The organism is Pseudoalteromonas shioyasakiensis (assembly GCF_022398475.1).
Lineage (GTDB): Bacteria > Pseudomonadota > Gammaproteobacteria > Enterobacterales > Alteromonadaceae > Pseudoalteromonas.
On sequence record NZ_JAKEVM010000014.1, the window covers coordinates 1 to 17,926 of the forward strand.

12 protein-coding genes are annotated in these 17,926 nt (G+C 40.2%); 7 read left to right on the top strand and 5 right to left on the bottom strand.

The window, feature by feature from the left end:
* Positions 1–89 precede the first annotated feature (89 nt).
* The gene (locus tag L1D51_RS04595; protein ID WP_239962844.1) at positions 90–2,609 is read left to right on the top strand and encodes a TonB-dependent receptor plug domain-containing protein; all 2,520 of its coding nucleotides are present in this window, start codon (positions 90–92) and stop codon (positions 2,607–2,609) included.
* Between the two features lie 63 nt (positions 2,610–2,672).
* Here the strand turns inward: L1D51_RS04595 and L1D51_RS04600 are convergent, their stop codons facing one another.
* Entirely contained in the window at positions 2,673–3,554 is an 882-nt protein-coding gene (locus L1D51_RS04600; protein ID WP_082423015.1) for a dioxygenase family protein, read from the bottom strand.
* Positions 3,555–3,785: 231 nt separating this feature from the next.
* On the opposite strand from L1D51_RS04600, the gene L1D51_RS04605 reads away from it, so the two are divergent.
* Genes L1D51_RS04605 through L1D51_RS04615 form a run of 3 tightly spaced genes read left to right on the top strand, consistent with a single transcriptional unit; the run spans position 3,786 to position 6,608 of the window.
* Positions 3,786–5,303, top strand: a complete 1,518-nt coding sequence (locus tag L1D51_RS04605) for an ATP-binding protein (protein WP_239962846.1) — start codon at positions 3,786–3,788, stop codon at positions 5,301–5,303.
* Position 5,304: 1 nt separating this feature from the next.
* Entirely contained in the window at positions 5,305–6,000 is a 696-nt protein-coding gene (locus L1D51_RS04610) for a response regulator (RefSeq protein WP_062565069.1), read from the top strand.
* A gap of 59 nt (positions 6,001–6,059) precedes the next feature.
* The gene (locus tag L1D51_RS04615; protein ID WP_055022100.1) at positions 6,060–6,608 is read left to right on the top strand and encodes a hypothetical protein; all 549 of its coding nucleotides are present in this window, start codon (positions 6,060–6,062) and stop codon (positions 6,606–6,608) included.
* Here the strand turns inward: L1D51_RS04615 and L1D51_RS04620 are convergent.
* The 3 genes from L1D51_RS04620 to L1D51_RS04630 form a co-directional block, all read right to left on the bottom strand.
* Positions 6,605–7,510: a tetratricopeptide repeat protein gene (locus tag L1D51_RS04620; RefSeq protein ID WP_239962848.1), complete on the bottom strand. Its 906-nt coding sequence runs from the start codon at positions 7,508–7,510 to the stop codon at positions 6,605–6,607. The genes L1D51_RS04615 and L1D51_RS04620 overlap by 4 nt on opposite strands.
* 67 nt (positions 7,511–7,577) lie before the next feature.
* On the bottom strand, positions 7,578–7,754 hold the full coding sequence (locus L1D51_RS04625; protein WP_239962850.1) for a hypothetical protein: 177 nt from the start codon (positions 7,752–7,754) through the stop codon (positions 7,578–7,580).
* Between the two features lie 127 nt (positions 7,755–7,881).
* The gene (locus L1D51_RS04630) at positions 7,882–9,525 is read right to left on the bottom strand and encodes an amidohydrolase family protein (protein WP_239962857.1); all 1,644 of its coding nucleotides are present in this window, start codon (positions 9,523–9,525) and stop codon (positions 7,882–7,884) included.
* Positions 9,526–9,632: 107 nt separating this feature from the next.
* Here L1D51_RS04630 and L1D51_RS04635 point away from each other — a divergent pair, with 107 nt between their 5' ends.
* Positions 9,633–10,532 carry a LysR family transcriptional regulator gene (locus L1D51_RS04635; protein WP_239962859.1) on the top strand — a complete coding sequence of 300 codons (900 nt, stop codon included), beginning with the start codon at positions 9,633–9,635 and terminating at the stop codon, positions 10,530–10,532.
* Here the strand turns inward: L1D51_RS04635 and L1D51_RS04640 are convergent.
* Complete coding sequence (locus L1D51_RS04640) at positions 10,529–11,881, bottom strand: magnesium transporter (protein WP_239962861.1); 1,353 nt, start codon at positions 11,879–11,881, stop codon at positions 10,529–10,531. The genes L1D51_RS04635 and L1D51_RS04640 overlap by 4 nt on opposite strands.
* A gap of 240 nt (positions 11,882–12,121) precedes the next feature.
* On the opposite strand from L1D51_RS04640, the gene L1D51_RS04645 reads away from it, so the two are divergent.
* Complete coding sequence (locus L1D51_RS04645; protein WP_239962863.1) at positions 12,122–14,875, top strand: Ig-like domain-containing protein; 2,754 nt, start codon at positions 12,122–12,124, stop codon at positions 14,873–14,875.
* Positions 14,876–15,177: 302 nt separating this feature from the next.
* Positions 15,178–17,856: a TonB-dependent receptor gene (locus L1D51_RS04650; RefSeq protein WP_239962872.1), complete on the top strand. Its 2,679-nt coding sequence runs from the start codon at positions 15,178–15,180 to the stop codon at positions 17,854–17,856.
* The last annotated feature ends 70 nt before the right edge of the window (positions 17,857–17,926 follow it).

Here is a 17,926-nt window from a genome sequence, read left to right on the forward strand (position 1 = left end):
TAATCATATAGTATACTTTTATGTTATTTGTTTGTTCCTTTTTTATTGATAAACTGCGAAGCGAAATCAACGTCAGAAGGGATCCAACAATGACAATTTTTAAAAAAGTACCTTTGCAAATCGCAATTGCAAGTACACTCGCTACATCAGTGACTGCAATCGCTGCTGAGCAAACAACTGACAACACCGCTCAAGATGTTGAAGTTATTTCTGTTACAGGTACTCGCCGTAGCCTTCGTAGCATTTCTGAAAGTACCGTGCCTGTCGATTTATTAACAAGCCGCGATTTATCAAGCACAGGCCAGCTTGATATGAGCCAAGTATTGGCATCACAATTACCAAGCTTTAACTACCCGAGTGCCACCATTGCTGATGGCACTGACCACGCGAAACCGGCTGTTTTACGTGGCCTTGCCCCTGATCACACATTAGTTCTTATTAATGGTAAACGCCGCCATGCCGGTGCATTATTAAACTTAAATGGTACGGTTGGCCGTGGTTCAACGGCAGTTGATTTAAATAATATTCCTACTTCTGCAATTAAACGTGTTGAAATTCTGCGTGATGGCGCTGCAGCTCAATATGGTTCTGACGCGATTGCCGGTGTGATCAATATTGTATTAAAAGATGCCGATGAAGGCGGTAGCGTGAGCTACACATACGGTGAATACGACACACAAATGGCAGGCTCTCCTCAGCTACTAAACACCACAACCGATAGCGAAGGCAACTTAAGCTTTGAAACTGGCAGCGACCGTGAAGTAAACGACGGCATTACGCGTACAGCAAGTGCTAATGCGGGCTTTGCACTTGGCGATAATGGTTTTATTAACGTGTCGATTGAGTCACGTAATAACGAGCCAACAAATCGCTCTGGCTTTGATGCACGTGAGCAATATAGCCGTGATGAGAATGGCGATTTAGATTCACGTGAATTTGACTTTGACCGCTATAACCACCGCTTTGGTAAAGCCGATACCGAAGACTTCGCGCTTTTTTATAACCTAGGTTATGAGTTTGATAACTCGCTATCGCTTTACTCATTTGCAAGTTACTCAAACCGTAAAGGTAACTCAGGTGGTTTTTATCGTCGCGCCAAAGATTCTCGTAACTTAACTGAAGTGTATCCTGACGGTTTCTTACCGCAAATTGATACCGATGTTGATGATTACTCATTTGCAATTGGTCTAAATGGCGAAACCAATGATTGGGCTTGGGATGTAAGCACCAATTATGGTCGCAACGATTTTGGTATTGGCGTAAGCAACAGCTTAAATACCTCGATGGGTGTTAGCAGCCCAACAGAATTTGATGATGGCTCGCTTGTTTATGAACAATACTTGGTGAACATGGATGCTAGCAACACACTAGATTTAGGTTTACCTGATGATGTGTTTGTTACGATTGGTGCTGAGTATCGTCACGAAAACTACCAAATTAACGCAGGTGAAACAGCATCTTACCTCACTGTATTAGATGACGATGGCAACCCAGTTGCTGCCGGTGGCGCGCAAGTGTTACCTGGTTTCTCACCAGAAAGTGCAACAGATAAAAGCCGTCATAACATTGCGGTATTTGCAGAGTTTGATACTTACCTAACTACAGATTGGAACCTTGTTTTAGCAGGTCGTTTTGAAGATTACAGTGATTTTGGTAGTACCTTTACCTCTAAACTTGCTTCGCGTTACAGCATTAATGAGTCGCTGTCGCTACGTGGTGCAATTAGCACAGGTTTTAGAGCGCCTTCACTTGCCCAAACATCTTATAAATCAGTAAGCACTGTTTTTGAAAATGGTGTGCCAAATGAAGTGGGTTTATTCCCTGTTGATGAGCCAGCAGCGCAAGCACTGGGAGCTCGTGATTTAGACGCTGAAGAGTCAGTTAATATGACGGCGGGTTTCATCTTTACGCAAGGCGGCTTTAGCTTAACCCTTGATGCGTATCGCATTGAAATTGACGACCGTATCGTATTGTCTGAAAACTTAAGCGGCCCTGAAGTTGAAGCGATTTTAGCCGAAGCAGGCGAAGTAAATACGCAGCGCGTTCGTTACTTTACTAATGCCATTGATTCACGTACGCAAGGTGTTGATATTGTTGCGACCTACTCACTAGGTTTAGAAAACTATGGTGATTTACGCTTAAGTGCAGCAGTTAACTTTAACGACACCGAAGTGACACATGTTAAAGAAAACCCAGCAGAGCTAGAAGCCCTTGGCGATAGCTACGAGTATTTTTCTCGTCGTGAAATCACACGCTTTGAAAAAGGCACTCCAGCCGATAAATGGAACCTATCTGCAACATGGGATTATGAAAACTTCCAAACTACATTACGAGCAACTCGTTATGGTGAAGTAGTTGACACTGCAAGCAGTGAAGATGGTGATGAAGTACTTGATGCTAAATGGATTGCTGACTTAGAAGTGGCTTACCGCCCTGATGAGCAGTGGAAGTTCGCATTAGGCGCCAACAACCTTTTTGATCAGTACCCTCAAGATACTGTAAGTAATATTGGTTACAGCGATTTCAACCAAATCTTCCCTTATAGTGGCTTTGCGCCATACAGCTTAGATGGCCGTTTTATTTACGGTAACATCACTTATAGCTTCTAAAAAAATAGGGCGTGAAAGCAGTAATTGCTAACACGCCCTAACCTACAATGATAAGTGAATAAATTAACTAATTTGAATAGTGTGATACGCCAATAAAGTGCCATCACTATTTTGTGCTGTGTTTAAAATAAACTGCTCATAATCACTACCAAACACGTTGTCGTTGCTAGCAAGGGTTGTATCTTGTTCACCACGTGATTTGTAATCGCTATGAGTGGTACAAATTTCTTTTGCAAACGCATCAGTAAAACAGAACTGACTGATTACATAGTCGTTATTGTTGTTTGCTACTTTAAAGTGAATATGAATAGTACGGCCAGAGTACCAACCTGGGAAATGCGTTTTAAAGTTCACACGACCACTACTATCTGTGATCAATGAACCACGATACCAGGTACTTGCCTCAGCTTCGGCATCGCCATCAGTACAGAAATCACCCGCAAAACGTGAGCTATCAGAGCTACTGCTAGTATCGCCCGAATAAATACCGCTGGTATCACAGTGCCAAACCGAGATTTCGTAATTTGCTAATGGGTTACAGTCGCTATCGATTAACTGTAAGCAAAGCATCATAGGTAAACCCGTTAGGCCATCAGAGATGTCTTCGTCTGAATCAGCTTGGAAGTAACACGGGCCTTCGGTTGTTGCTTGAGTCAGAGCTAACACACATGCGGTTGATGTTTCAAAAATGCTGTCATCAGGAAAGTCATCTGTAATAAGAGCTGTTGTGCCTGATACATAATCACTATCGTTCGTAGTTGTTGTATCGTCTGTATCAGTGCTGGTGTCTGTATCTGTTGATGTATCGGTGTCTGATGTTGTATCCGTTGATGATACTGTATCTGAGTTACAGCCTAAAAATGCCAACATAGGCACAGCAGCAACTGAAACACCTAATGTTTTAAGCATTTTTCTACGAGTATAAAGTTCAGGTTTTAAAGTCATCTTGTGCCCCTTCGCTAACATGAGTAATTAACGTCGAGTATAAAGAACAAATGTAGAGACTTTGTGTAGAAAAAATGGTGCTTTTATAGAGTGACTAGGATGCACATGCCAAAAAATAGACATTTATAGTATATTCATTTCTGGCTATTACATTTTACTATTACATCTATGAAGTTAATTCACAAACTCTTAATTACCAATCTTATCATTACGCTACTACTGGTGCTGACCATGTTTGGTCTAAATGCAATTTCCAATAAGCGTATGCTCAATAATGTATTTGAAGATATAGATAACGAAGCATTTAACCGTATAGCCACTGAAATTAGCCTGCAGTATCAGCAAACGGGTTCGATTGGGATGTTTATCGATTCTAAAGCCCTGTGGTATGAATTAATTAACCGTAATTTTCATTCAAGCCGTTTATTGTTTTCGCCCAATAGCCCAAAACCAGGAGAGCCCGGCCCTTTTCCATTAAATGGCCCTCCTGAAAAACGTATGCAAAATGAAGCGATGCCACCCCCCGATGACTTTGGGGTGCCACCATCGTTCGACCAGCCACCTGAATTTGACCCATCAAATGAGTTTAACGAGCCTGCTAACTTTGCTGACATGCATGAGTCGCCACCTCGCAATAAACCCATGCCTGATGACTTCATGCCCTTTGAAAAACGCCTAAGTTTGCTTGATGAAAAAGGCGAAATATTGATTGCAGGCAATACCGAAACTGAGGTCATGAACGAGCAAGAAATCACCCACAATGGCGACGTTGTTGCGGTGCTTCAGCTGCATGCTAACCGCAATCATGTTAGCGAGCTAACTCAGCATTACCTAAATACACAAATTAATATCAGTTTGTGGACAGCAGGGATTGGTTTATTAATTGCGTTATTGTTTAGTTACTTACTCGCACGTCATTTTACTAACCCTATTTCGCAGCTGAAAAAAGGCGCAAAAGCCCTTGCAGAACGCGAATTTGAGACCAAAATAACCGTCAACAGTAGTGATGAATTTGCGACCTTAGCGGATGATTTTAATCGTATTGCCACAGAGCTCAGACGCTTTGAGTCGCAGCAAAGCCAATGGCTCATGGATATTTCTCATGAGCTACGCACGCCTTTAACTATTTTAGAGGGTGAACTAGAGGCTATTAACGATGGCATTATCGAACCAAACCAAAAGGCAATAAGCTCACTGCAAGAAGAAGTGGCGCTGTTAAGCCGACTTGTGAACGACTTACATAAAGTTAGCTCACTCGACAGACACAGTTTTAACTATCATATGGAAACTATTGATTTTAATGCCTTGGTGGCCCTACAAGCGCATAAGTATGCGTTTAAATTTCAATCCAAAAACATCACGCTTAATGCCACCTTACCAGAGCAAACAGTGATGATCTTAGCCGACCAAAATCGTATTACACAAGTTCTACAAAACATTTTAGAAAATAATTTACGCTATACCGATGAACAGCAAAAAGTCTGGTTAGATTTAACCGTGTCTAATCATCATGTATTTTTGTCGATAGAAGATTCAGGCCCCGGTGTTCCTGATGAGGCTCTTGAAAAACTATTTGATCGTTTATATCGCACCGATAGCTCTCGTAACAGAAAAACCGGCGGTTTTGGCTTAGGCTTGGCGATTTGCCAAACAATTGTTGAAGCCCATCAAGGAAAAATAAATGCAACTAAAAGCCGTTTAGGCGGTCTGTGTTTAACGTTAAAACTCCCGCTTGCAGAGGCGCAATAATATGTCAGAAACCTTAGCTAAACAGCATATTCTCGTTATTGAAGACGAAGTTAAAATTGCCGAATTAATAGAAAAGTATTTATATCTTGAAGGGTTTAAAACAAGCCTAATTCACGATGGCAACTGCGCACTGGATGCTGTTAATGAGCTAAACCCTGATTTGATTATTCTCGATATCATGTTGCCAGGCACAAATGGTATTGAGTTGTGTAGCAAGATAAGACAATTCAGTGATGTGCCTATTATTATGCTTACAGCACGGGTTGAAGAAATTGATCACTTAATTGGTTTTGATGTTGGTGCCGATGACTATGTTACTAAGCCATTCAAACCAAAAGAGTTAATGGCGCGTGTGAAAGCTATTTTGAAACGACGACGAATGCCAAGTAGCAAACCGAGTACATTCAAAGCGGGCAATATTATTGTTGATCCGAGCGAATACAAAGTGTTGGTAAAAAATGAAGAACTGAAACTAACAATTAATGAATTTAGCTTGTTAAAAATATTAATTGCCTCACCTAATAAGGTTTTTTCACGCCAAGATTTACTAACCATGACTCAAGGTAAGTACTTTGAGAGCTACGAGCGCAGTATTGATTCGCACATTAAAAACTTGCGTAAAAAGCTGACTCAAGCCGATCCTGATAGTCATTACATTGAGTCAATTTATGGCGTGGGATATAAATTTAAAATTTAAACAACCTTTTTCACACTTGCGACGACTAACTAAATAACATAACCCATTAGGACATCATTATGAATTTAGTACGTATTAGCGTAAGTGCACTCTTAATCACGGCCACTACTGCTTGTATTGGCCTCTCTAATGCCAGCACAACAAACAACCAGGGTGATTATCGCGTTATCACTTTTAAAGACTGTAAAAAGGTAAGCGAAAGTCCCCTCAATAACGAGCAAATTGCAGCATACCTAGAGCTTGAGCGTGAACAAGTAAAACTTGAAGCACTTGAGCAACCAATTAATGACATAGAGCTACAAGTTACTGAGTACTCTGAGCAAATAGAAGCAATCACCGAAGAAGCAGTTGTTGAAGACGAGAACCACTTGCGAATTAATAAAAGTTTATTAAAAGAGCAAGATAAGTTGGCTAAAGAACTCAATAAACTTATGGCTGCTCATGATGCTGATTTTAAAGCACTGGAACAGCAAGCAAAATTAATTGAACATGCCGCTAAGCAGTTTGATAAAACTATGAAGCCTTTGATGGAACAAGGTGAGTCAACCCATCTACAAATTTTAGCGCCGGGTGAAGCCGAAAAACCAGGGTGTTTTTACACTATCTAAAGCACGTTACCTAGGTGTGCATAAAGTTTCGCATGTGATTGGCGAATGTCTTCTTTATGCACTTGCTTAAACCATTTTAATGCTTGATCTTGCTTTCCTGCTTGCCAATTGATTTCAGCAAGACGTAACTTATATATAGCAATCATATTTCGATCTGAGTCTGAGTCCATGTACTTAAGAGACTGTACATAAACTTCATCGGCTTGCTCATAACTAGCCAGAAGTTGGTGGGTACGAGCTAAGTTACCTAAAGCGACAGATATTTTGCGGTTATGGTTGGTTTTTAAAATCCAATCAGCGGCGGATTTTCGGCTTGCAAGTGCACCGTCTACATCACCTAATGAGTGATAAACATTTGCTTTATTCGAAGCCAGTTCAAAGTGAAAAATGGGATCTTTGCTTTTACCAAAGCGTCGCTCTGCCCTATCAAGAATTTGCAATGCCGTTTCTTTGTTGCCAAACACGTATTGCAAATTAGCCAATTCGACCATACGCATAGGGTTACCAAAAGAGTCGAAGATTGCTTGCAGTTTTTCAAATGCTTTTGTGGCATATTTACGACCAGTTTCAAAGTCGCCTAAATAATGCATTGATTTAGCGTAATAAAAGTAAACTTGCACTTGGAAGACAACAGGCAATTCTTCACCGGTAATGAAAGGCTCAGTGCTATCTTTCAAGATTTGAAATTCCATTTTGTCGTAGAAATAATCAAACTGATAAGATTTAATCTCATACCAACGCGCAGAGCCAAGCTCACTGCTTGCTAGCTGTTGATTAATGTAATCTAAGCAACTAATTTGTGATTGTTGCTCACAAAACATCTCATGATCACTAAAGTTTTCAGAGGCATTGGCATTAAGGCTCGATAATCCTAACAATAACAAGGCTAACTTTTTCTTCATGCTCTATTTTCTCAGCGATAACTCACTCAGAAAACTAACAAAATTTAACAGCTTATAACAGTAATTTTTAATTAAATTGATAAGTGTAACCAAGCACTAAGTTTTGATCTGAGCCATAATCACTGTCTTCTGTTGCAGCAAATAGCTTAAAACTTTGTTGTTTATCAAATTGATAACTTGCACCAATAGCGGCGAAATAACCTGAATAATCGTTAGAACCTACCGAATACGCTGCTGCAGTCATTAATGTCCATTTTTCGGATAATGGCTTTAATTAGTAAAGCCTCTTAACCTAACTCTGCATTCCTTTTATCTAACTACAATCAGGTATATAAAGTTAGGTTAAGAGTATATAGTTTTCCTGTGCATCACTACAACGCGGCAATACACTCCACTTCAACCTTTGCGCCAAGTGCCAAGCCACTGGCTGCAAAAGCACTCCTGGCGGGTAACTTAGTAAAAAATGGCGTGTAGGCTTGATTTGCTAAAGGCCAGTCTTTTATATCTGCCAACATAAGGGTGCATTTAACAATATCGTTAAAATCTAAGTTGTGATCTTGCAAAACAAAGCCAATGTTTCTCATTGCCTGCGTCATTTGGGTGCTGATGTCATTGCCAGCCAACGCCATGGTGGTTGGCAAGTTGCCTAATTGCCCCGATAAAAATAATAACCCTGCCGCTTCACGCGCCATCACAAACGGTAATTTTTCATTATCACCCAAGTAGATAAACTGGCCATTTTTAATTACATGAACAATGTTTTGGCTATTGGCAACCTCATTACTTGGATCACTGTTAAGTACCACAAGATTCGCCGTTTTACCTGCCTTTATTGAACCAGTTTGCTTCTCAATGCCAATCACTTTTGCACCATTAATGGTTGCAGCCTGTAAAGCTTCTAAAGGTGTTAAACCTGCCCGTTCAACTAATAATTGCATTTCATGGTGCACCATAGGCGTTACAGTATTAAACCTATCACTGGTCACATCGGTACCTGCTGCAATAGTTACTCCGGCTTGATGAGCCAATTGCGTAAACAGCCCACCCCACTCATTTAGCAATAACCCTTTTTCACCACGAGAGGCTTTAGTTTTATCAAATACCGTTAAGGTTGAGTCTAGAATTGTGCCCTTATTTTTCATCTGTTTTATAAGTGTTTGATAAGCTTCTAATTGCTTTGCATCGCTTTTTTGCTGCTCTGTTAAAGCGACATTTTTACGGCGCATATCATAGAAGTTTTCAATTACTTGCGCGGCAAAATCGGCAGCATGTGAAATTGTTTCAACCCCACCATTAACCGCTTCAAGTGGTGTTGCTGGGCCAATAAAAGCATGCGACCACACCTTGAGGTCATGTTTTTTAGCAGCTTGAGATAGCTTTGCTACCACTGTTCCTGGCACATTTGCATAAATTTTGATGCCGGTTGCCCCCAACCCTTTGCTACGTAGCATAATGGCATCAAAGTCACTGTGTTCATCAACGGCACGCATCCAGTCAACAGCACCGGGGATTTCACCTTTTGCAGAGGCGACTGTACGGGGATCCGAAAAGAACGCTTTACCACCAATAATCACAGAATAATAAATATCCGGTGATTGAATAATATCGTTATCGGCTCGTCTTTTAAGTGAACTCAAAGCACGGGTATCGCCGCCCATATCGCGCACACTTGTTACACCACCCTGTAACAGCTGACGCAAGCGAATGCGCGTGATTTCATCGTTATCTGAATCATCAGGCGAAGTAGCATGGTGCACATGAGTATCGATTAAACCGGGTATTACATACTTACCTGCTAAATCGATTTTAATGACATCATCGGCAAAGCGATGAGAGCTCGCAGGAACAATTTGTTTGATTTTGTCATCTTCTATGATGATGGTTTGTGCTTTGTTAACCGACAAGGCTTCGACATCGATTAGGTTCACATTTTGTAATGCAATGGTTTGAGCCATCACCGACGACGATAAACCCAATGCAATGCTGGCTAGTAATGTGTTAATGCCCGATTTCATAATCACCTCTTATTCTTGTTTTAACTCCCAACTTACACCTGAATTGCTTGGTTTTACATCTCACTAAAGTTTATAGTGTATAAACTTATAGTTTAAAAATAATAACAATGAACAAACTAGAAGCCGTTAGGGCCTTATGCTTAGTCGCTGAATATCAAAGCTTTACTCGGGCTGCTAAGCAGATGCAGCTGTCTACCACCATGGTAAGCCGCCATGTTAAACAGTTAGAGCAAAACTTAGGCTGCTTGCTGCTAAAGCGAAACACCCGTAAAGTTTGCTTAACTGATGCAGGGCAAAATTATGTTCTGCAAATGAAGCCTTTACTGAATAAATTTAATGAAGTTGATGAAGAGCTAAGCGGGCTTAGTCAAGCGCCTAGCGGCAAGCTGGCTATTTCCGCCAGTATTGAATTTGGTTGCCAATATTTAACACCTTTGATCAGCCAATATCAGCATGCTTTTCCCGATGTTAAATTAGATATTGTATTGTCTAATACGCCCGTTGATTTATTTGATAGCCAAATTGATCTGGCATTTAGAGTTGCTCCTTCATTACCTGATGCCAGCCATATAGCGCAGACAGTTTGCCATTCATCATTATCTTTGTGGGCAAGTCCTGCCTACTTAAAAAAGCATGGCACGCCAATAGATATAGCAGCCTTATCGGAGCATAGATTACTGTTTTTCAGTCATCATATTCGTCATGACCAATGGATTTTTTTGCTAGATGGTCAGCATGTTTGCCGCAAGTTTAACTGGGCAATGACTTCTAATAATGGCCGATTTTTAAATGAAGCAGCGGCAGCGGGTGATGGGATCATTCAAGCCCCTCGTTATTCAGTAGCCCCGTTTATAAAATCAGGCGAATTAGTCGAAGTGTTAGCAGAGCACACCCTAAATCCACTAACGATTGCTGCGGTTTATCCGCATAGGTATGCGCTGTCAAATCGGGTGAAATCATTTGTTGAGCTGGCTAAACACTACTTTAGCCAGCATCCGATCCCTTAAAGAAGGAGTAAACTACCTAAACCTAGGAAGGTAACAAAACCGACGATGTCGGTGACTGTGGTCAGGATCACAGAACCTGAAAGGGCTGGATCGATTTTAAGCTTATCTAAAATCGATGGGATCACCACCCCTGATAACGAAGCAGCAACCAAGTTAAGTAAAATAGCGATAGTAATTGTTAGACTTAACATGCCATCATTGAACCAAAAATAAGTGAGTACACCAATCACAAAGGCCCAAACACAGCCATTTAACGCCCCCACTCTTAGCTCTTTTTTCAGCAGTGCTCTACGGTTGGAGTCGGTAACCTGACCGAGTGCTAAACCGCGCACAATAACCGTTAACGTTTGACTACCTGCAATACCGCCCATAGAAGCGACAACCGGCATTAATACCGCCAGCGCAACCACTTGCTCGATAGTTGCACCAAACAAACCGATAAACCAAGAGGCCAAAAACGCCGTTGCTAGATTAATACCAAGCCAAATACCGCGGTTTTTTGCCGATTTAGTGACGCTTGAGAACAGATCCTCGTCTTCACGAAGACCACCGGCTTTTGCAGCGGCTTCGTCGGTGACTTCTTGGCGCAATTCATAAGCTGATGACACTGACAATCGGCCTAATAGTTTGTTGTCGGCATTAACAACTGGCATTGCCATTTGTTCACTGTGAATAACCACTTCGGCAGCTTCGTATAAGTCGTCATCAGCATGTAAAGCCGATACATCAAGGTTAGCGTAATCCAGCAGGCTGTCATTATCATTGGCTTTAAATAAAGCATTGATAGCCACTTCACCAATGAGAGTGCCCTTACGGCTGACTAGATAAATCACCTCGGTATATTGCGGTAAGCCTTTTTGAAAAATTTTACGCGCGCCAGCCACGGTGATTTTTTCTGACACTTTTAGTGCATCAAAATCGAGCCAGTGACCTAACTGCTCTGGATTATATTGCTGTGCAAGGTCGTACTGTTTTGTTTGAACTTCATCAAGTTGTCTGCGTGCATAATCAACAAAGCGCTCAGGAATAATTTCTTCAAGTTCAAGTAACTCTTCTACGCTTACTTCGTCAAGTAGCTTAAAGCCTTCGGCTTCTTCTAGGCTTTGCAATAGCCAACGACAGCTGTCGCCACCTAGGTTAATGAAGATTTCATGTTGTGTATCTTCATCGAGTAATTGCCAAATCTCTAGACGCTGTTCTTTAGGTAAGGCTTCAAACAATAACGATAAATGCTCAGTAGAAAGCTTTTCTTTAGCATCAGCAAGTAACTTATTTTTACGTGTTGTGGTATCACACTGAAGCAAGTCATCAATTAACTGGGGAAGTTGGTCAACAGGATACTCAATCATTTGAGACCTCGGTTAATTACATCAATAACAATAGTCTAACGCAGCTCGGGGAAAATAACTGCTCTGAAAAGGTATATTTTTCCTAACATGATATGAAGCCAACTTTTAAAGTGAATTAACATTTGAAATTTCTGTATATACTATGCTTGAACAAACAAAATACAATTAAGATCTATTCTCATTCGCATTTTGATGTTACTATCTCGCCAATTTCCAAAAATAATTAATGCGAGTTTCCATATGGGTAACAAAATAAAGTATTTATCATTAGCAGTGGCGCTAGCACTCACTGGGTGCGGTGGTTCAGATGGCGACAAGGCTCCTCAGTTTACAAGCAGTAGCGCCTTTACCTTAAGCGAAGATAGCAGTCTTACCGGTCAACTAACTACCAGCGATGACGATTCAGTAAGCTATTCACTTGGCTCTGCAGCAAGTAACGGACTATTTTCATTAAATGCTGATGGCAGCTTTAGTTATACCCCAAAAGAAAATTTTGCAGGCCAAGACACGGTAACCGTTACTGCTACTGACGGTAACTTAAGCACAGATGCAGTGCTTACTTTTACGGTTAATAACGTTAACGATGCGCCAACACTTGCGAGTCAATCAATTTCTGTAACTACCTCGACTACAACAGAAGGTACATTAACTTTTAATGATGTCGACGGCGATACTGTAACTGTGTCTTTAGTATCACCTCCAGTCAACGGTACCCTAACTCTAGATGAGCAAACGGGGGCATTTACATTTACCGCAGAAACGCTGTCAGAAATTAACGACAGTTTTGTTATTGAATTTACCGATGGCAATATCAGCTCGCCTATCAGCGCAACTATTGAATTAAAACCTTCGTATGTTACGAACGAGGATAAACTCAATTACTACTACAGCTCAGATAAATCGTATCTAAAACAAGCTGAGGCAATCGGCGAAAACATTAATGATGATGTTTATATGAGTGACGTTAATGCTGCTCTGGCAATTGGTTATCTATTAGCTGGTTTCGACCAAAAAGCGATCGAACACTTTGATAAAATCACAACATTAAGTGACAAAGCAAACGCATACCGATTAACCGCACAAAAATTTGATGCTCTAGGTGTTGCAGAACAAGCAAGCTCTTACCGAGACCTCGCAGTAACCACTTATAATCAATATATTGCAAGCATAGGTGTTGAGAACCTAACATCTAGCGACGCTGCATTTTATTCGTATATTGCTAATGAATATAAAGATTCTGGTGAATTTACTCGCGCCGCAGAGCTTTATAAAACATTAGAGTTGTACGCAGATAGTGTTAGGCAAGAGAACTACACAACAGTTTATGGTCGTTTATTAACAGCATTTAGCAACGCTTCTAGTTCTGCTGTAGAAAGGTATTTAGCAGAGCCAAACGAAACAAATAAAGCGCTCGCTTCTGAGATAATTAAAACGTACGGTGAAGCTATTACCAAAACAGGCTACCAGTACGTTAGCAGTGGTGAATATAAAGGTGAAAAAACCGACAGATTGAAGTCTTATTATATTCAAGGTGTTATTGAACTGTCGATGCAAGTTAATGATATTGCGACTGCTAAATATTACGCTAACTATGCATTATCACTATTTGGTCATACTGGTTTTGATAGCAGCTATTCATTTAGTGCAGCAACAAACTCTGCGGTAACACTTGCTACTTATCAATCACCTTTAGAAAAATTAACAGCCTATATTGGCAGTTTGTACGATATCGATTTTGCACAGAATCCTGCATTTAATTTAATTTCGACCGAAAAAGACCAAACTGATGCACGAGAGAAGTCTTATGCTTATCAAATTGCAAACAAAGTTATTGCTGGATTTAGCGTTGCAGATGCAATTGCAGATGCTAAAGATTACTTTATAGAACAAGATGATAATAACGTAACTAGCTTATATTGGGCTATGGCTGATGGTACAACCTCATCGGGTGCTGCCTCTATTGTTTATAGTTATGGCTACCCTGAGCTTGGTTTAGCGCTCTTAGACGAAGCAAGTAAAGTTATGTTTACCGAAGCCTATTTTGATCAACAGTCCTTCAGGAGCTCTCATCGTAGAACAGGTTGGCAGGGCTGTGCTCGCCATATTTCGCTTGATTTATTAATGGGCAGCGAAGAGCAAGCAAAAAGCCATGCCCTGCAATGTACTCAGTGGATGGAAGCAAATTCAGGAAAGCTATCTACAGAGCTCGATATTAAAGGTTATAGCGAATTAATTCGCACCTACAACATGGCAGGGATTAATGACAAAATACCTGAATTAGTAGCTAAAATGAAGGCTGAAATTGACAAGCTGGAAAATCCTGAAAGCAAAATCCCCCATTTAGTTTCTTACTTAGGTTACCTAAACGAAAATAACCTAACTGAGCTTGCAGTAGAATGGGTGCAAGAAGCCATTACCCTTGTTTCAAGCAATGCACAATTACTTGAATTTGAAGACTTTACTGACCTATTTGAAACACTTTATTTGACCCTAGTTAGTACAAAAGAAGTTGGTGATAAATATTTTGTACGCGATTCATTCTTTGTATCTCTAGCTAAGTACCAATCAAATAACGAACAGTATGCTGACATTTATCAATCGGTTCACAGCCAGCTTATTAGCATGCTAGATGAGTCAACCGAGTATTTATTAACTCAAGAAGATAAAGTTATTCAGGATAACGTAGAAACCTATGTATCTATGTATACTCGTTTAGGGCAATACAACAAAGCCGAGCAATTGATTAACTTAGATATAAATGCAGAGGCAGACAAATTAGCACTGTATGCTTTACAAGCATCTCTTGTAGCAACTAAAGATGATTTTCCGGGTAGCACAGTTGCAAGTGTTGATACTGATAACGATGGTAAACCAAACTTCTTCTTATCATCGGCAACACCTGACGCTATTAGCGACTCAGGGCTCACTGCTGATACCGATGCTGACAATGATGGTATTGAAGATAGTTTAGATACTACGCCATTAGGTGAGTAAATTATTGGCAAGTACATGTTTACATGTACTTGCCTACTCTTTTCAAAAAGACAATGAATTTCATCTAATAAAATCCCAAACATAGAAACAGCGACCCTCTAGCTGATAAACGCCCCATTAATTATTTAATTTTTCTGCATAAATAATAACCACAAATGCAATTGAGATCTATTTTCATTCGTATTTTAATGATAAAATCAGCCCACATAACACGCTAACTTTCTGCTAGTCGTGATTAAACATCATGCAGCTGCAGTTATTACCTAAGCTTTTTACCAGATCAACAATCAGGAGTTGTCACAATGCAAATACGCTATTTATCAGCGTGTTTGATGCTTTTACTTAATGCCCCGTTACATGCTAACGAAGTAAAAGAGCAAACAATTAAGCCTCAATGTGAACCAAGTAAAGATCAGCACTGTAATACCGACGATATTGAACGCATTACTGTAAAAGGTCAGTACATAGGGATTGAGGTTCCTGAAGTAATTGGTCGAGCCTATCTTGATCGCAACTTTATTGAAGCAACTCCAAAAGGAAATGGCGATATTAACGAGCTAATTGGCTTACTGCCTGGCGTGTTATTAAGTGAAAATCATTTCTCAATTGATAGTTTGGCAGAAGTCAGTGCCCCAGAAATAAGCATATCGGGTGCTAAGCCTTGGCAAACAGGTTTTATGATTGATGGCATGAACTACAACAATCGGTTAGATCCTGCTAGTTCTTCAAGGATCAGTGCATCAGAAAATGATGTCTATGGTGGTGTGCAAAGCATGAATGTTAACAGCCAATTGGTTGAATCAATTACAGTGTATGATCACAACATTCCAGCTGATTATGGTGACTTTTCTGGTGGTGTTATTGATGCCGAAACCATTTCACCCTTTTCTAAAGATACAAAGATAAGCTTAGGTGTACGTACTAACCAAAGTGATTGGGGGGAATATCACATTATCAGAGGTGAAGATAACGATAATGATAATCCGCTCGCAGAGCAAGAAGCACTTGAGCCGCCAGTATTTGAAAAAACAGATATCGATTTGATGCTGCAAAAGCGTATCAATGATAAACACGCCCTATTGTTCAATTTAAGTTACTTAAAAAGTGATATCTCTTCTATTTCATTACAAGAAATGAAAACCGAGCACAGAGAAAATATCAATGGCTTACTAAAATATAGTTATCGTGATGGTTGGGTTGATGCGCTTGATCTAACGTTTTTATACGCCCCATACAAATCACAAAGCTTCCTCGATGACGTACTAGACAGTGACTATGAAATTGATGGCGGTAATACGGGCTTTATTGCCAATCTAAGTGAAGAAACCAGTTTAGGCTTTTGGCGTAGTGAGTTTAATGCTAGCCAAAGCGATAATAATCGCAGCGCCCCTGCGCATTTTTATCAATGGCTACAAGCTAAAGGTAAAGAATGGGGTCAGTATGCTGACCAAGAATCTAGCAATGAAAATTACACACCTATCTTATTCTCCAAAATAGGAGGTTATGGTAATTTAGAAAACACCCAAACAACCTTCAACTGGCGTAATTCATTAACCCTAAACCGCAAAAACTGGGGTAAAACAGAGCACGCCATCCGTATTGGTGCTGAATTGAATCATCAAAACGTAGAACGTAATCGCGCACAAAACTATTACAAATATGATTCACCTGTGCAGTACTCTTCAAGCCAAAACTCATTAAACTGTAGCGGTTATACTATTGATTGTATTGAAGAAAGCTTTTATGTGGATTTAGATACGCTTGCCGAGCAACTAGGCGGCAGTATCGATTTTAATAACCCAGAGCACTTACTTGCCTACTCTAATAATGTAGCAAGTACGGCTCAGTATTTTAATTCACGTTTGGTCACACCCAGTGAACAAATAGACGTAAGCTTAAATAAAGCAGCACTGTATGCAACCGATGTGATCACCTGGAAGCAGTTTGAGTTTCAATTAGGGCTCAGATACGACTACGATGATTTTTTTAGAAATCATAATATCGCTCCTCGCTTATCAATGGGTTATGACGTATTTAACGATGGCAATACACTGCTTACCGCGGGTTTAAATCGCTACTATGATGCAGGATTATTAGCATACAAAATCAAAGAGCAACAAAAATTTGCCTACCGTGAGTACCGCCCTATCCAAAACGGTTATTTACAGGCTTGGCTTCCTTCTTCTTACACAGGTAACTTTCGCTATATTTTTGACGATGTGAAAAGCCCTTACGATGATGAAATTGCGCTAGGTCTTCGCCATGCCACAGAAAACTTTGGCAACCTATCACTGAAATATGTGAAAAGATTTAAACGTGATCAGCTTGCCCGTAATGAAGAAACCAACTTACATAATGATGGTTATAAATACATTACTATGGAAAATACTGGCACAGGTGAAAGCGAACGTTACTCACTGTCTTGGGATGCAAAATTTGGCGATCACTCTTTGTGGGCTAATATCAGCTACAGTGAAAACTCAGAAAGTAATACTGATTACACAGCTACACCTGACAACACCCCTATTGAATCATTGGTTTATTATAAAGATCAAATCATTAGCTTATCTGAACTCAATACTATTAAAGCTAACTTTGGCCGTCCTGTTGCTGCAAACTTTGGTTGGAATACTTTTTGGACAGACAACTTATCGACTGGCTTAACAGCAACGTATTCTGGTAGCTACACCACAGCTGTGCTCGGCTCTGGTTCTGAAGTTATCGGTGTCGAAAGTGAATGTAGTGGCTGTGAAAGCATAAATACTGCTATTCCAATTTACAAAGACTATGAATATAAAGCTCGCGTGATGGTCTCGTTAAATACCAGTTGGGAGTATCAAATTACGCAAAAACAGTCATTACAATTACGTGTTGATATAAGCAACTTATTTAATGCTCGTACTTATTCTATTATTGAAGGAAAATCAGGTGTTGAACCTGGCAGAATGTTTTGGCTGGGTGTGACCTATAACTATGAATAAAGGGTTTATTTCAGTCGCTTGTTTTCTCTTTGCTTCTGTAGTTCATGCAGACACAACTCTGCGAGAACTT

Excerpts from the sequence above, each read along its gene's own strand:
- L1D51_RS04595 (WP_239962844.1), top strand. The coding sequence starts at position 90 with ATGACAATTTTTAAAAAAGTACCTTTGCAAATCGCAATTGCAAGTACA.
- L1D51_RS04645 (WP_239962863.1), top strand. The coding sequence starts at position 12,122 with ATGGGTAACAAAATAAAGTATTTATCATTAGCAGTGGCGCTAGCACTC.
- L1D51_RS04610 (WP_062565069.1), top strand. The coding sequence starts at position 5,305 with ATGTCAGAAACCTTAGCTAAACAGCATATTCTCGTTATTGAAGACGAA.
- L1D51_RS04640 (WP_239962861.1), bottom strand. The coding sequence starts at position 11,881 with ATGATTGAGTATCCTGTTGACCAACTTCCCCAGTTAATTGATGACTTG.
- L1D51_RS04625 (WP_239962850.1), bottom strand. The coding sequence starts at position 7,754 with ATGACTGCAGCAGCGTATTCGGTAGGTTCTAACGATTATTCAGGTTAT.
- L1D51_RS04605 (WP_239962846.1), top strand. The coding sequence starts at position 3,786 with ATGTTTGGTCTAAATGCAATTTCCAATAAGCGTATGCTCAATAATGTA.
- L1D51_RS04615 (WP_055022100.1), top strand. The coding sequence starts at position 6,060 with ATGAATTTAGTACGTATTAGCGTAAGTGCACTCTTAATCACGGCCACT.
- L1D51_RS04635 (WP_239962859.1), top strand. The coding sequence starts at position 9,633 with ATGAACAAACTAGAAGCCGTTAGGGCCTTATGCTTAGTCGCTGAATAT.
- L1D51_RS04650 (WP_239962872.1), top strand. The coding sequence starts at position 15,178 with ATGCAAATACGCTATTTATCAGCGTGTTTGATGCTTTTACTTAATGCC.
- L1D51_RS04620 (WP_239962848.1), bottom strand. The coding sequence starts at position 7,510 with ATGAAGAAAAAGTTAGCCTTGTTATTGTTAGGATTATCGAGCCTTAAT.
- L1D51_RS04600 (WP_082423015.1), bottom strand. The coding sequence starts at position 3,554 with ATGACTTTAAAACCTGAACTTTATACTCGTAGAAAAATGCTTAAAACA.
- L1D51_RS04630 (WP_239962857.1), bottom strand. The coding sequence starts at position 9,525 with ATGAAATCGGGCATTAACACATTACTAGCCAGCATTGCATTGGGTTTA.